Origin of the sequence: Ectobacillus funiculus (genome assembly GCF_004138295.1) — a bacterium.
Classification (GTDB): Bacteria; Bacillota; Bacilli; order Bacillales; family Bacillaceae_G; genus Ectobacillus; species Ectobacillus funiculus.
The window spans coordinates 112,536-127,338 of sequence record NZ_SCFM01000017.1; the positions used below are offsets into that span (position 1 = coordinate 112,536).

Sequence of the window (14,803 nt, forward strand, 5' to 3'; positions counted from 1 at the left end):
TAAAATGTAATAAAACTATCCGAACCCGTAAAAGGCTGTAAATGAAGAGACATTTACAGCCATTACATATTACACTACGAGATTAATTCTTTCTCATCGTTTTTTTTATTTTTGTAATTCACATAATTCTCATAGCCAACCGGATTATTCCCCCATGACTTTTCATAGGTCCAACCTGTTAATTGTTCAAACACCTGACGAGATTCTGGAGTAACACTTTTTTTAGATCCACCATTTTTCAAGCGTTCAATCTCAGCTATCAAGGTAACATGATTTTCTTTTGTTAATTTGTAACGGAAGGAAACAATTAATCCGCCAATTAAGAAGAAAAGTGTACCAAACAATAGGATAAATATGATAGTATTAACTACAGAGTCTGGTTGTGTTTCTTGACCTGAAACAAATCCTGATGCGTCTAAAATAGCACCTACTAGAAATACTGCGAGTGCTTGCGTACCTTTTCGGATTAAGCTCATAACTCCAGCGAACACTCCTTCACGTCGCTGACCCGTTAACGCTTCATCCACATCAGGAATAAATGCATAGTTGTTCCATGGAATATAGTTAAGTCCACCGCGTCCCAACCCTGCAATACCAATCATAACAAACAATAGCGGTAAACTATTTGTCATACCAGTAAACTCTAATACGATAAATCCTGCAATACCAAGAATAAATAGAGAAATCGCAGTGCGGTAAGCCGGAGCTGGATTCAATTTAATAGTTATTGTCATCGCAATCCATACACCAATAATTTGCAGCATAAACATAAATGCTAATAAATTAGAAGCAACTACAGCACTTTTCATAAGAGCAAAGACTACAAAATAAGTGAATACCGCGTTAAATACGTCTTGGCTTAAATATCCGCCTAAATACATACCTAAGTGGTGACGGAATGTTTTTACACGCAAGGTAGAGAATAAATCAAGATAAATCTTTTGAACATTTTGTAAAAATGTTCTCTTATCTACCAGCTTTTCCTCGGGAATTTCATCAAAAGGGCGTTCCCAAGTATTTTTATAGAGAAGGCATAACACGATAATAAATATGACGGTAAAAATGATGCCGGAATACAAGAAAGTGAGAGGATCATCTTTACCTAGAGTTTCTACAAGACGTCCAGGAATAAATGCAGCAAATACAGCAGAAGCCTGAGCGATAAACATTCTTGCGCCAGTAAATTTTGAACGAATCTTATAATCGTTGCTCATTTCTGCCGCTAGTGTATCATAAGGAATTAAGACCATAGAATACACGAGTTCAAAGATAATGTACGTTAATAGATAGTACCAATATCCAAATCCATCGACCCAAATTAACGTATAGACAAGAACAAGAGGAATCGCAGCTAAAATAAAGAATTTCCGTCTCCCAAACCGGCGACCTAGCTTTGTTTTATGAAAATTATCTGTAATATACCCCATTGTTGGCGCAGCAACTGCATCGACTACCCGGGCAATCGCGAAAATGGAACCAGCTTCAACGGCGGTTAATCCACAAAAGGTTGTAAGAAAATATAGTAACCATGCAGCGGTTAAGGCAAAGGCTCCTGCTCCTAGAAAATCCCCTAATCCATAGGACAAATAATTAATAAGTTTTATTTCTTTTGACCTTTCTCCCATTTTGCCTTCCTCCAATTTATGAAACCGTAATCAAAAATCTGAAACACTAATAAGATATTAATTAAATATTACAGTTGTAAGATTCCGAACTCCCACGAATCAGCAAGTGAGAGCTCAGACACCTTTCTTTAAATGTTGTAATATAAATATTCTACTAAGCAAAGAATAGCCATTGATTGTCCATAAGGCATACCTGTCACAGGGATCTTTTTATAGAAATCTAGCGTGTCTCCCATTGCTGTACCAGCAGATACGTGCTGTAGTTCCCCTTTGTCATCGATATTCTCAATAACTGCTTGGACTGCTTTTAATGCCATCTTCAAATACTTTTTATCTACATGACGTTTACGGATAGCTTTTAATGTACCGAATGCGAAACCTGCTGTACAAGATGCTTCTACATAAGATGATGGATCATCTAATAAAGTATGCCATAAACCGTTTTCATTTTGACATGCTTCCAAAGCTTCTAATTGTCTGTCAAGGGTATCAACTAAGATCTGACGGACTGGATCATTTGCTGGCAAATCAACTAAATCTAAAAATTCAGGAATTGCAATTGTTATCCAAGAGTTTCCACGACCCCATAGTGCTTCAGCGAAGTTGTGATTCCCTTCAAAAGTCCAGCCATGGAACCATAATCCCGTTCTCTTATCAAAAAGATACTTAATGTGTACTAAAAATTGCTTTTTAGCTTCTTCAATGTATTCAGGTTTATTTAGCAAAAGACCGATCTTCGCCAAAGGTAAAACACTCATCATTAACGTATCGTCCCATAGTTGTTGGTAATTTTCTGAACCAAAGACAACATGTTGAATGGCACCATCTTTTGTTCTCGTCATATCGTGATATAACCAATCACCCCATGTTTCTAAATACGGTAAATAAGTTGGATTTTCTGTTTCTTCATATAAATACGCAAGTGTGATCATTTGCACCATCGTATTCACATTTTTCTCAACCGGCGGCTGTTTAAATTGCTCATCGAACCAGTTAATAATAATATTCAATACTTTTTCATTTTTTGTAAGCTTGTAGTATTTCACCATTCCATAAAGGCCTACGCCTGCTGTCCATTCCCAGTAATTAAAGCTCTTATTATCTATTTTACGTCCATCTGCAAGAGGAATCGCATACTTCCCTTCTGGATCATTCAGATTAACTAAGTTATCAATTAATAATTCAATTTTTTGTTCAATTTCTTGTCTTTGCATCGTTAAAACACTCCTTTTTATGAATAAATTGGCATGGTTGTTAAAACTAATGGTACTGCTTTAAAAAATAAAATATTGTATAATATTAGAGAGATAACGTTTTCATTACACGTTAACTTTTGATTATCTTTCCTGTCTTTATTATACTTCTTTTTTTCAAAAAATCTGCTATTCAGAAGTAAACCCACTGAAAAACAACATGTTTTATCTGTTTTTTAAACATTTAACTTTAAATCTATTACTTCATCATAAAAACAAAAGTTAAAAACAAAAACAAAACAACATTTATAAATGCTATGTACCAAGCTTTTTTTACACTGTAGGAAAGTATAAATACCCTACAGCGCAAGTGCAACTACGCCCCTGGCTTCGCCCAAGGTCAAGGGCTTGCCAATCGACGAGTTTGCTCTAAAAAAAGTCTTGGTACATGATTTTAAAACTATTTAATATTCTCTAGCTCACAGATACAGTTCTATCTTACCAACCATCCGCCATCTACTGCTATAATGTGGCCATTCATGTAATCAGATGCGCGGCTTGCTAGGAATACAACTGTTCCCATTAAATCAGCTGGTGTTCCCCAACGTTCCGCTGGAATACGTGATAATATCTCCTTGTTGCGTGTTTCATCTTCACGGATTGGTGCTGTATTTGCTGTTGCGATATATCCAGGTGCAATTGCGTTAATTTGTACATTATGCACAGCTAATTCGTTTGCAAATGCTTTTGTAATCCCTGCCACACCATGTTTGCTAGCCGTATATGGCGGTACAAATTTACCCCCTTGGAACGATAGCATCGATGCCACGTTAATGATTTTTCCGCTCTTTTGCTCGACCATAACCTTTGCTACTTCTTGACTTAAAAAGTACAAAGCATTTAAATTAAGATCCATTACAGCATTCCAATCTTCTTCTGTATATTCCAAAAGCGGCGCTCTACGAATCGTACCTGCATTATTAACTAAAATATCAATTTTACCGTATGCATCTAAACATGCCTTAACAATTTCGTTGATGCTTTCTTTCCTCGTTAACTCAGCTTGAAAAAATGTTACATTACGACCTTCTTTTTCAATAAGCCTCTTTGTTTCGTCCCACTCAGTACCATGTGTGACAATAAACAAATCCGCACCGGCCTTAGCTAACGCTACTGCAAATCCTTGTCCGATCCCTTTGTTTCCACCTGTTACAATCGCTACTTTTCCGTCTAAGCGAAAGAAATCCATGGAAAATGTATCTAAATTCGTCATGCTCTACCCCACCTTTATCCAGCTTTATTTTAAATCTTCCATTTTCACTGCATCCATGTCGTCGTACGTGATATTTTCGCCGCACATGCCCCAAATAAATGTATAGTTGCTTGTACCAACACCCGAGTGGATGGACCAGCTTGGGGAAATCGCTGCTTGCTCATTAGCGATCACTAAATGTCTCGTTTCATTTGGCTGCCCCATAAAGTGGAACGCACGTGTTTCCGGCTCCATATCAAAGTAGAGATATACTTCCATGCGGCGCTCATGCGTATGGCACGGCATCGTGTTCCAAGCGCTTCCTGGCTCTAGCATCGTCAAACCTAATTGAAGCTGACAGCTTTGGCATACATTTGGATGAACATATTGATAAATCGCACGTTGGTTCAAGGTATTTGGATTTCCTAAACGAAGCGGTTCGATATTGTTAATATCAATTTTTACCGTTGGGTATGTTTGATGCGCCGGCACAGAATTGATATAAAACTTCGCAGGATCAGCTGCATCCTTGGAATAAAACAAAACCTCTTTTGTTCCTTTTCCTACATATAAACCATCACGACGCTTCATATCGTATTCCACACCATCAAGCACGATTACACCATCACCGCCGATGTTAATCACACCCATTTCACGGCGTTCCAAGAAATAGCTGACTCCTAATTCTTTGCTTAATGAAATCGTTAATGCTTCTGCCTTTGGCATCACACCGCCAAAAATCATACGATCCACATGCGTATATGTTAGGTTTACTTCGCCCTCTACAAAGATTTTTTCTACTAAAAACTGACTGCGTAATTGTTCTGTTGTGTATGTTTTGATATCCTCAGGATGATGCGCATAACGTGTTTCCATGATTGATTCCTCTTTTCTTTTTAGTTAGGTTTTATTAGGGACTCTTTATAGTCCGCGAGTTTTCTTTGCACTTTAAGAAAATATAAATTTCTAGCAGGAAGACAATTCGACGTAGTGAGAAATTTTAGAAAGAAAGTATAAGTGCAACTACGCCTCTGTCTTAGCCCAAATGCAGGGCTCGCCAATCGACGAGTTTTCTTTATTAGCGTGCAATCTTACCAGAACCATTTTCAATGAATTGGAATATCTCTTCAGCTGTGAAAACATTACAATCGCCGTGCACAGTATGTTTTAACGCAGAGGCTGCAGTCGCAAATGAAACTGTTGTTTGCGGTGCTAATGTTTCCAACAGACCATATAGAATTCCTGCCGCAAACGCATCACCACCGCCCACACGGTCTACAATCGGCTGTATCCCATGTTTCTTAGATACATAAAGTGTACCGTCCGCGTATAAAGTTCCCTGTAATGTATTACTTGATGCTGAGTACACATCACGGAAGGTAGAACTCATATATTGAATGTTCGGATACATTTCTTTGATTTTTTCATAATAGAATACTAGTTTCTCTTCTCTTGTTAGTGTGTCCGCTGCTTGTTCAATGCCTAATAAGTAAATGGCATCCAATTCGCCGCAGAAGCAAATATCCACATACGGCAATAACGTTTGAAATACTTCCGATGCTTCCTTATGGCTCCAAAGCGAGGCGCGATAGTTACAATCAAAGCTTGTCATAACTCCATGTTCCTTTGCTTTCTGCAGTGCGACGAGCGCTACTTCTTTCAAACAAGCGGACAAAGCTGGGGTGATGCCGGAAAGATGAAAAAGGGATGCACCTTGAAAGATTTCATCAAAATCTAGTTCGGCTGCTAGTAACTCTGAGAAACTGGAATATTTTCGATCATACGTCACTTTTGCACTTCGTTCCCCAATACCTGCTTCTAAATAATACGTACCCAATCGGTCTCCGCCTGTTAAGAGATACTCCACATAAACGTCATGTGATTGAAGATGACGCTTCACACCTAGACCTAATGGATTGTCCGGTACTTTGCTCACAAAATAAACATCATATCCAAAATGCGAAAGAGACACCCCAACATTTGCTTCTCCCCCACCATAATGCATTGTCAGATGATTAGTTTGAGAAAGACGTTCCCCAATATGAGTAGAGAGACGAAGCATAATTTCTCCAAGTGTCACTATTTTTTTCATGGCTGGTTTACCCTTGCCTGTTGCACTTTTTCTACATATTGCTGAGCAAGTGAAGTAATTTGTGCGTAATCTCCTGTTTTCGCTGGAGCAACTAAATTCCCGCCTACTCCAACTGCCACACAACCATTTTGAATCCACTTTTCTACATTGTCTAAATCTACCCCGCCTGTTGGCATAATATTCACTTGTGGAAGCGGCGCTTTTACTGCCTTGACAAAATCAGGTCCGAAGGCGCTTCCCGGGAATAGCTTTACAATATCTACTCCAAGTTCTAATGCACGCTTCATTTCAGTAATCGTCATGCAGCCTGGAAGGTACGGAATTTGATACAAGTTACATAGTTTAGCAGTTTCTTCATCAAAGCTTGGGCTTACAATATATTGCGCACCAGCTAAGATCGCGATACGAGCAGTTGCTGCATCAAGTACAGTACCTGCGCCAATCACTACATCTCCTCTGCCGGAATAGATGGATGCTAGCTGCTTAATAACAGCATCTGCATCTTGAATCGTAAATGTAATTTCGATACCTAAAATACCACCTTCGATACATGCTTCTGACATTCGAACCGCTTCTTCTACAGAATCCGCTCTCAAAACCGCAACAACTCCACATTGGGATATTTTTGTTAAAACGTTTAGTTTATTCATACGACTCCTCCGCAAGCTTAAGTATTAGTAATAAATTGATTTTCTTACTATCAAAACACCACTCGATATTTCCTTATAGGAAATTGTATTTATTATTTAGAAACTATACTCGGATTATATATTATCATGAAAGCGAATGCAATCCTGAATGCATAACAAGTTAACCCTTCCGTCTTAAATATGTAAAATTTTAACTTATAAAAGTATAATAAAAGCCCCTGACGACAATTTTATTATTACAATTGTCATCAGAGGCTTTTATCGAAATTAAGGAGCAGCCATTTTATTATCATTATTTGCGATAAGATGGGCTTATTGAATATCATTTAGGATATTAAATTTACATTTTTGTACTGCTTCAATAATTTGTTTATGAAATTCTTCAGTTAACCTGTATTTTGGCATACTAACACTAATTGCACCATAATTTTTATTATTTAAAGTAATGGATGCTCCAACACAAAATACGCCTTCTTCATGTTCACTATCATCATGGGCATAACCTAACCCTCTAACATTTACTATTTCTTCCATAAAACCAGATTCTGTAGTAATCGTGTTATTTGTCAATTTAGTTAGTGGATTACGGCTTAAATAATTCCTAACCTCCTCATCTGGTACATCGGCTAGAACGGCCTTTCCCATTGCTGAACAATACATAGGAACAGTATTACCAACTTTAGAATATAAACATACAGGATTTTTACTCTCTATTTTTGTTACATAAACAATACTATCCTTATCGCGAACCCCTAAGTGAACAGTTTCACTCGTCACCTTCTGCAACTCCTCTAAGTGAGGTTGAGCTATTTGTTTTATATCCAAATTACTAATTGCTTTATTAGCATATTTAATCATAGATAAACCAAGACTGAATCTTTTGGAATCCAGATCCTTTTGAACATACCCTATTAGAAGCAAAGTATCTAGGATTTTTAGAGCTGTAGAAGTAGTTAGCCCGGTTTCTTTAGCAATGGTAATTAAAGGCTGCGGTTCATCACACTTAGATAAGAAATCTAAGATAAGAGAAGCTTTAATAAGAACCGTTCCATAAGGCTGTTTTTTTTCATCCATTGTCTTATCCATTATTTTATCCATTAACATCACTTCCTTATATTAATTAAAAGATTGAGGTATAGTTCATAAATATAAAAACAGTAAAAGTCCTTTCTCTTTGCATTAAGAAGGACTTTTAAAAATCATATCATTAAACACACAAAAAGGAAACTTATTAGAGTGTGTCGCAAAACTACAATAAACATCTAATATTGTACATAATCGTCTTTCAAAGTACAAAACAAGTGCTGGATTCCTCCAAGAAACGAACTAGCTTACGAACAGAATCCAAGCAAAATTATGACACTATTAAATTTTTGAGTTTTTATGACTTTAATTACAAATCATTGTAAACGTTTTCTCAATAAAGAACAACACACTATTTTGATTAAAGATAAAACTATTTTGACTTTTCAGAAGCCATAATGACAGTCCTGGAAATTTATACTTTCTTAAATTGTGAAAAAGCATTCAAACACAAAAAGGACTGTAGAGAGACCTTCTCCACAGTCTGAAACACGACTCGCTAATATTTATTATGATGGATTTGTCGACCACATTCCTGCATTTTTAATAAAGATGCGTGGGTTCAGTTTCAATTGCGCTACCATAAATTCTGCTAAATCCTCCGGCTGCATCACCTTTTCAGGATTGCCATCCGTTAAATTTTGTTCAATAGCTAAATCTGTCGCCACTGTACTTGGAGTTAAAGCACTTACACGAATGTTGTGCTTTCTCACCTCAAGCATTAATGATTCTGTCAAACCTAATACAGCGAACTTAGATGCGCTATACGCGCTTGTTACAGGCGCTCCCTTTTGACCAGCTGTAGAGGAAATATTAATAATATCTCCTGACTTTCTTTCAATCATTTGTGGCAATACCGCTCTTGTTGTATAATACACACCCATCAGGTTTACTTGGATGATATTTTCCCACTCGGTAGGCTCTAGCTCCATAAAGCCGCCAAACTTGGCAGTACCTGCGTTATTAATCAGAATGTCAATCGGACCTAAATCCTCTGTAATATGTGCCACTGCATGGGTAATTGATTCTAAATCTGCAACATCCGCCGCAGCCGCAGACACGTTTACATCAAACTCCTGTAATTCATCCGCTACTTTTTCCAGATTTGTCATCGTTAACCCGATGAGCCCAATATTTACGCCTTCTTTAGCTAATGCAATAGCAGCCGCACGACCAATCCCTCTGCCTGCACCGGTAATAATCGCTGTCTTCCCTTGTAATGATTGCATGCTTGCACATCCTTTCTTTACTTCAGCTATGTAACAATAGCTTATTATAAGGATATATTTTCAAAAAAGCGAATCTTCTGTTCGGAAGTAGAGCAGCCGAGCTGCTTGAGTAATTGATATAGCCTATTTTCTTAACAAGCAGAAAATTTGTATTATAACATTACATTACGTTATAATTTAAATAAAGAAAACTCGTCGATTGGCGAGGCCTGCCTTTGGACGAAGACAGAGGTGTAGTTGCACTTATACTGTATTCCTAAAATTTCTCACTACGTCGAATTGTCTTCCAGCTAGAAATTTGTACTTTCTTACAGTGTAAAGAAAACTTACCGACTAACGAGTCCTGTTGTACTTATACCACATTTCTAAAATTTACCATAAAGAAAAATTCGCTTTTAGTTGCAAATTAACATTTTATCCTAGTGTAAAAATTTAAGAAGGGAGATGCAATCATGAAGCTGAACACACATAGTTCCACACCGCTCTATATTCAGCTAAAGCAAGCTCTTACAGAGGATATTCATAGAGGTATATACTCCCCTGGCGAGAGGCTGCCAACGGAAACAGACTTATGTGAAATCTATGGTGTAAGCCGAATTACAGTTAGAAAAGCCGTTCTGGAATTAGTAGAAGAAGGCTTTCTTGTCAGGCAGCAAGGAAAGGGAACATTTGTGCAACATCCAAAGGTAAAACGGGAATTAATCGCAGTCAACGGACATTCCGAGTATATGTCGGAATTAGGGAAAGCCCCTCACAACAAGATCCTTTCATTCAACATCCAGCCTGCATCTAAACAAATTGCTACAGCATTATGTATCTCTTCAGAAAGTGATGTACTAGAGCTGCAGCGTATTTTATATTTTGATGATAAACCTCTCGCTTTGGAAATTTCTCATTATTCCCTTAACGTCTTCCCGAACTTGAATCAGTATGTTCAGGATTCGATTTCTATGTATGAGACATTAAAAAGCAAGTATAATGTAACACCTGTTCATAATAAAAAATTATTAAATTTAATCTTTGCAAATGCTGCGGAAGCAAGGCATTTGGAATGTGAAGTAGGAGAACCGCTCTTTAAGGTTGAGAAAATTGCATATGATGTCAACAAGCAGCCGATCCATTCTTCCTTTCTATATTATCCTGCAAACCGTGTGACATTTACAATCGATACATCTACCTCATAAGAAAAGGGGGGCCTTGGGAGCTAGACATCGCCCCGAAAAGTTATACTTTCTTATCGCATAAAGAAAACTCGCCGATTAGAGAGCCTTGCCCCCCGAGCGAAGCCAGAGGCGTAGCTACACTTATACTGTATTCCTAAAATTTCTTACTGCGCAAGAAGAAAAGGGGAATGAATCCGCGTTATAATGTGCGACTTCATTCCCCTTTTTTCCTTACGTATTCTTTAGCTTCGAACAATGGCAGAACCAGAAGTATAGTCTTTGCCGTAGCCAAATGCTCCATAATATTGGCAGGTTTGTGATGCAACTGCGGCTCCCATATGCAAGGCCTGTTTTACGTCCTTTTCTTGTACATAAGAGGAAAGAAAGCCCGCAATAAAGGAATCACCCGCCCCTAACGTATCTACAACCGAGGTTGGGATAATAGGCTGCTTGTATATTTCATTTTCAATTGATAAAATGGCACCTTCTCCGCCACGTGTGATGCATACTACCTTTGTCCCTAGCGAATGTACCTTCTGAATTAATTCTGTACATTCCGGCTTCGTTAGGCCGCTTCCAGAGAAAAAAGCATAGCTTATATGCGGACAAACCTGCTGTAAGTATGTTTCTTCTTGATTAGTAGAAAAATCAAAGGCGATATCAATCACCCGGCTTAATTTCGGAAGATGGTGTTCTAGGCGGCTATACACACTTGTATGGAGAAGATCGTGCTGACGAATATAATCAAAGTCCTGCTCATCCAGCACAATTCCTATCCGTGATTGAACGCCTCCTTTATTGGAACCGACAAAAATACGATCCCCTTCCTTATCAAGTGTAACAACAGCCATTCCATTCTCTCCAACAGCTTGTCTGATTCTGCTGATGTCTACCTTTTCCTGCCGTAGCGACTCCAGCACATGGATGGCAGCTTCATCATTTCCTACAATCCCCATATAAGAGGACTGTTCATGATTTAATCGATTGCATAGCACCGCTACATTCAGTGCATTGCCACCAGGATAAATTTTCCCCTGATCTTTATAATAATCTACTACGTTATCTCCGATTGCCAATAATTTCATTGATATTTCCTCCTCATTATCCTTTTACACTTCCATTTGCAATCCCACGAACAAAATATTTTTGCAGGAATAAGAAAACAACAACAATTGGTACGGCTGAGATTGTCAATCCAGCCAACAATACTCCCCAATCCGTCTGCAATGCATCCCGGAACTGCATGAGCCCAGCTGGTATTGTTTTTAAACTATTATCGTCTATAAAGATAATAGCAAACATAAACTCATTCCATGTATGATAGGCTGTCAAAACGGTGGCTGTCGCTAAAATAGGCTTGCTCATCGGCAAGAAAATCCTTACAAATATCCCCAAACTTGTACAACCATCTAGATAAGCTGACTCCTCAAGCTCTTTCGGAATAGATAGAAAGTAAGAACGAATGAGCAATATTGTGAATGGGATACGATACGCGGTATAAGGAAGAATCAACGCCCAATACGTATTATACAGGCCTATTGACTGAATCATCTTATAAAGCGGAATTAAGCTCACCTGAGGAGATAGCATAAGCCCTCCTAAACAAATAATAAGAATAATAGATTTAAACCTAAATTCAAACCGAGACAATCCATATGCACCCAATGAGCTGACTAAAACAGTTATCATACAAGTTAGCGCCGTTACAATTACGCTGTTTAAGAAGTAGGAAGAGATTCCTTGGTTCCAAGCAGCCGTGTAATTTTCAAATAGCCATTGCTTAGGAAGAGCCCAGCTATGAGTAAAAATTTCATCGTTGGTCTTGAATGAACTCATTACCATCCATAGTAATGGATAAGCAATGACAACTAAGTACACAATCAGCATCATGTATACACCTGTTAGCCCAGCATAGCCTTTTCCTCGTTTTTTTCTTTTCACAGCTTCCACAGATAGGGTTGCTGTCACAGACTCCGGCTTTGAAACCTCCATGCTTACTCCTCCCTTCCTGTTTTGAATAACCCCATTTGAACAGCGGAAAGAATTACGGTGATTATCAGGATGACAGTTGCGATCGTAGATGCATATCCCATCGCATCCTTCACAAATGCATTCTTATATAAGTATGTACTCAGTACCTCAGATGCATTTCCTGGCCCTCCGCCTGTTAAAATATACGGCTCATTAAATACTGTAAACGCTCCAGCTAAGGTCATAATAACGGTTACAAATGACATCTCCTTCGTTTGCGGCACTGTAACATGGAAGAACAATTGTATTTTATTCGCACCATCTATTTCACCAGCCTCGTATAGCTCGGACGGGATCTTCTGAATCGCCACGATATACAGCATCGCGATATACCCAATTGATTGCCATTGAGATACTGCAATTACCGCATACATTGCGGTATCGCTATCGCCTAGCCACGCCTTTGCCAGATTATCCAGTCCTATCCCACGCAGTAATTGATTTAACAATCCAATATCGGGATTATAGAAAAAGCTAAATAATAGCGCGATGACAGTCATCGAAATCACAACGGGAAGAAAATAGATAGTTCTAAAAATAGGGGAAAACTTGCGAATCAGCTTGTCCTCTAAAATAGAAGCGATTACCAGACCTCCAAAGACTTGGCATGCAATTGAGATAATAGCATAAAGAACATTATTTTTTAAAGCTTGGTAAAAGACTGGATCTTGAAACAAGTTTACATAGTTATCGAGCCCCACGAATATTTTATCTGGAGAAAAGGAACTCCACTGATAGAAGCTGGAACTGATATTTTGGAAAATCGGAACATAGACAAATAATAAAAATGCCAATGCTGGAAACAGATATAGGAATGGTATGAACTTATTGCGTTTTAGCACGATTGTCTCACTCCTTTTACTGAAAGAGAAGGCAGAGGGCTGCCTCCGCCCCTCTCTCACATCATCAATTTTTAGATGCTCTTAGGGCATCTGCAGCTTTTTGTACCTCTTTCATGACCTCTTGAGGAGTTTTTTCTCCATTCAGCATCAGTTGAGTATTCGTTAAGTACGCATCTACTATTTCTATATCCACATCTGTATCAAACCAAGGAACCATTTGCTTAGCATTTAAAATCTGATTAACCGCTTCTATTTGAATTGGAGTAGCATTGGTCTCATTCGTAGTCTCTTTTACTGCACTATACTTGCCAACATCCTTCACTAATTTTTCTCCCATTTCCTTAGAGGTTAAGAACTTCAGAAACTCCATTGCTTCTTTTGGGTGCTTTGTTTTTGACGAAATCATAAAGCCTTCAGGCGCCCCTGTTAAATAAGCCGAATCTCCTTTTTGTCCTTCAATTGCAGGGAAATGAAAGAGCCCTAAGTTTTTCACATCTGGTACCAATGAGATTTCGGCTGTTTCTGCATACAGAATGCCAGCTTTACCCGAATTAAATGTTCCCCTTGCATATTCATGGTCAACAGAATTTGAGTTTTCTGTAAAATAAGGGATCAACTCTTTGATTTTTTTCAGTGCTTCTACATAGCCAGAGTCTGTAAATGTTCCTGTTTTCGGATTATAGTCCTTTTCACGTGTTTTTTCGTCAACCAGCCTTTGATTCAAAGTTCCAATATAATGGGAAATTGGCCATGTAGATTTGCTTCCAAATGCGATAGGAGTGTATTTATTGTCTTTTAATACTTTTAGTACCTTCATGAACTCGTCCCATGTTGTAGGAGGCTGCAAATTCAACTTTGCAAAGATATCCTTGTTGTAGAAAAATGACTTACCGTCCATTTGCCAAGGTACACCGTAATATTTATTTTCGAATGAAAACGGGGTGATTTGATTTTGAACAAGCTGGGAGGACCAAGCTGTATCTTCCTTATAATAAGAGGTTAAATCAAGAGCTTTATTTCCTTGTACAAACTTGTAGGCAAATTGGTCACTCCACGTAAAATATATGTCGGGGGGATTATTCGTTCCTAGTAATACTCTAATCTTTTCTTTATAGGAATCATTTAAGACAGCTTCTGTTTGAATGTCGATATTAGGATGCTGCTTTTCGAACTCCTGCACAACATTCTCAAAATAGCTTTTCTCAGGTTCCTTTGGCCACCTGTGGAAAAATTTCAACGTAATTGTTCCCTTCTCATCTTTTACCTCAGAAGACGTTTTTTGACTAGAACAGCCGCCAAGCAATAAAGATAATGCCAAAACTGATGCCAATACAAGCTTTGCCTTTTTCATTGATATTGCCCCCTATCAACTTATGTTTTAAAGAAAACTCGCCGATTGGCGAAGACAGAGACGTAGTTGCGCTTATATTGTATTCTTAAAATTTCAGACTACATCGAATTCGCTTCTAGCTGGAAATTTATCTTTTCTTACAGTATAAGAAAAGCGGATCTGCCCCTTTTGCTCGTGAAGGACAGCTCTCTGACCGATGAGATATTTTTTATCTCATCGGTCGGGGAGCCTTCCCTTACAGTCAGCAGTCCGTGTTATCTGAAAAATATTCCTAAAATTTATTATATCTTTG

At 38.2% G+C, this 14,803-nt stretch carries 13 protein-coding genes; 1 reads left to right on the top strand and 12 read right to left on the bottom strand.

The window, feature by feature from the left end:
- Positions 1-74 precede the first annotated feature (74 nt).
- The 8 genes from EP737_RS13370 to EP737_RS13405 all read right to left on the bottom strand — a co-directional run bounded on the left by EP737_RS13370 (position 75) and on the right by EP737_RS13405 (position 9,124).
- The gene (locus EP737_RS13370) at positions 75-1,625 is read right to left on the bottom strand and encodes an MFS transporter (RefSeq protein WP_129728470.1); all 1,551 of its coding nucleotides are present in this window, start codon (positions 1,623-1,625) and stop codon (positions 75-77) included.
- 128 nt (positions 1,626-1,753) lie between these two features.
- Entirely contained in the window at positions 1,754-2,839 is a 1,086-nt protein-coding gene (gene bglB / locus EP737_RS13375; protein ID WP_129728471.1) for a beta-galactosidase BglB, read from the bottom strand.
- 472 nt (positions 2,840-3,311) lie between these two features.
- Positions 3,312-4,091 carry a 2-dehydro-3-deoxy-D-gluconate 5-dehydrogenase KduD gene (gene kduD, locus EP737_RS13380; protein ID WP_129728472.1) on the bottom strand — a complete coding sequence of 260 codons (780 nt, stop codon included), beginning with the start codon at positions 4,089-4,091 and terminating at the stop codon, positions 3,312-3,314.
- A 24-nt stretch (positions 4,092-4,115) separates the two neighbouring features.
- Entirely contained in the window at positions 4,116-4,946 is an 831-nt protein-coding gene (kduI, locus tag EP737_RS13385) for a 5-dehydro-4-deoxy-D-glucuronate isomerase (RefSeq protein ID WP_129728473.1), read from the bottom strand.
- A gap of 202 nt (positions 4,947-5,148) precedes the next feature.
- Positions 5,149-6,162 (bottom strand): sugar kinase, encoded by a 1,014-nt coding sequence (locus EP737_RS13390; RefSeq protein ID WP_129728474.1) that lies wholly within the window; start codon positions 6,160-6,162, stop codon positions 5,149-5,151.
- Positions 6,159-6,812, bottom strand: a complete 654-nt coding sequence (locus EP737_RS13395) for a bifunctional 4-hydroxy-2-oxoglutarate aldolase/2-dehydro-3-deoxy-phosphogluconate aldolase (RefSeq protein ID WP_129728475.1) — start codon at positions 6,810-6,812, stop codon at positions 6,159-6,161. Before EP737_RS13395 ends, EP737_RS13390 begins: the two co-directional genes overlap by 4 nt.
- Before the next feature lie 312 nt (positions 6,813-7,124).
- On the bottom strand, positions 7,125-7,910 hold the full coding sequence (locus tag EP737_RS13400; RefSeq protein ID WP_246040254.1) for an IclR family transcriptional regulator: 786 nt from the start codon (positions 7,908-7,910) through the stop codon (positions 7,125-7,127).
- A 494-nt stretch (positions 7,911-8,404) separates the two neighbouring features.
- On the bottom strand, positions 8,405-9,124 hold the full coding sequence (locus tag EP737_RS13405) for a 3-ketoacyl-ACP reductase (RefSeq protein WP_129728476.1): 720 nt from the start codon (positions 9,122-9,124) through the stop codon (positions 8,405-8,407).
- Between the two features lie 452 nt (positions 9,125-9,576).
- On the opposite strand from EP737_RS13405, the gene EP737_RS13410 reads away from it, so the two are divergent.
- On the top strand, positions 9,577-10,308 hold the full coding sequence (locus tag EP737_RS13410) for a GntR family transcriptional regulator (protein ID WP_129728477.1): 732 nt from the start codon (positions 9,577-9,579) through the stop codon (positions 10,306-10,308).
- A gap of 221 nt (positions 10,309-10,529) precedes the next feature.
- Here the strand turns inward: EP737_RS13410 and EP737_RS13415 are convergent, their stop codons facing one another.
- From EP737_RS13415 to EP737_RS13430, 4 genes are all read right to left on the bottom strand, one after another.
- Entirely contained in the window at positions 10,530-11,372 is an 843-nt protein-coding gene (locus EP737_RS13415) for a fructoselysine 6-kinase (protein ID WP_129728478.1), read from the bottom strand.
- Positions 11,373-11,388: 16 nt separating this feature from the next.
- Positions 11,389-12,279, bottom strand: a complete 891-nt coding sequence (locus EP737_RS13420) for a carbohydrate ABC transporter permease (RefSeq protein ID WP_129728479.1) — start codon at positions 12,277-12,279, stop codon at positions 11,389-11,391.
- A 2-nt stretch (positions 12,280-12,281) separates the two neighbouring features.
- A complete protein-coding gene (locus EP737_RS13425) occupies positions 12,282-13,160 on the bottom strand; it encodes a carbohydrate ABC transporter permease (RefSeq protein WP_129728480.1) in 879 nt (292 codons plus the stop codon).
- Positions 13,161-13,224: 64 nt separating this feature from the next.
- A complete protein-coding gene (locus EP737_RS13430; RefSeq protein WP_129728481.1) occupies positions 13,225-14,511 on the bottom strand; it encodes an ABC transporter substrate-binding protein in 1,287 nt (428 codons plus the stop codon).
- Positions 14,512-14,803: the final 292 nt, after the last annotated feature.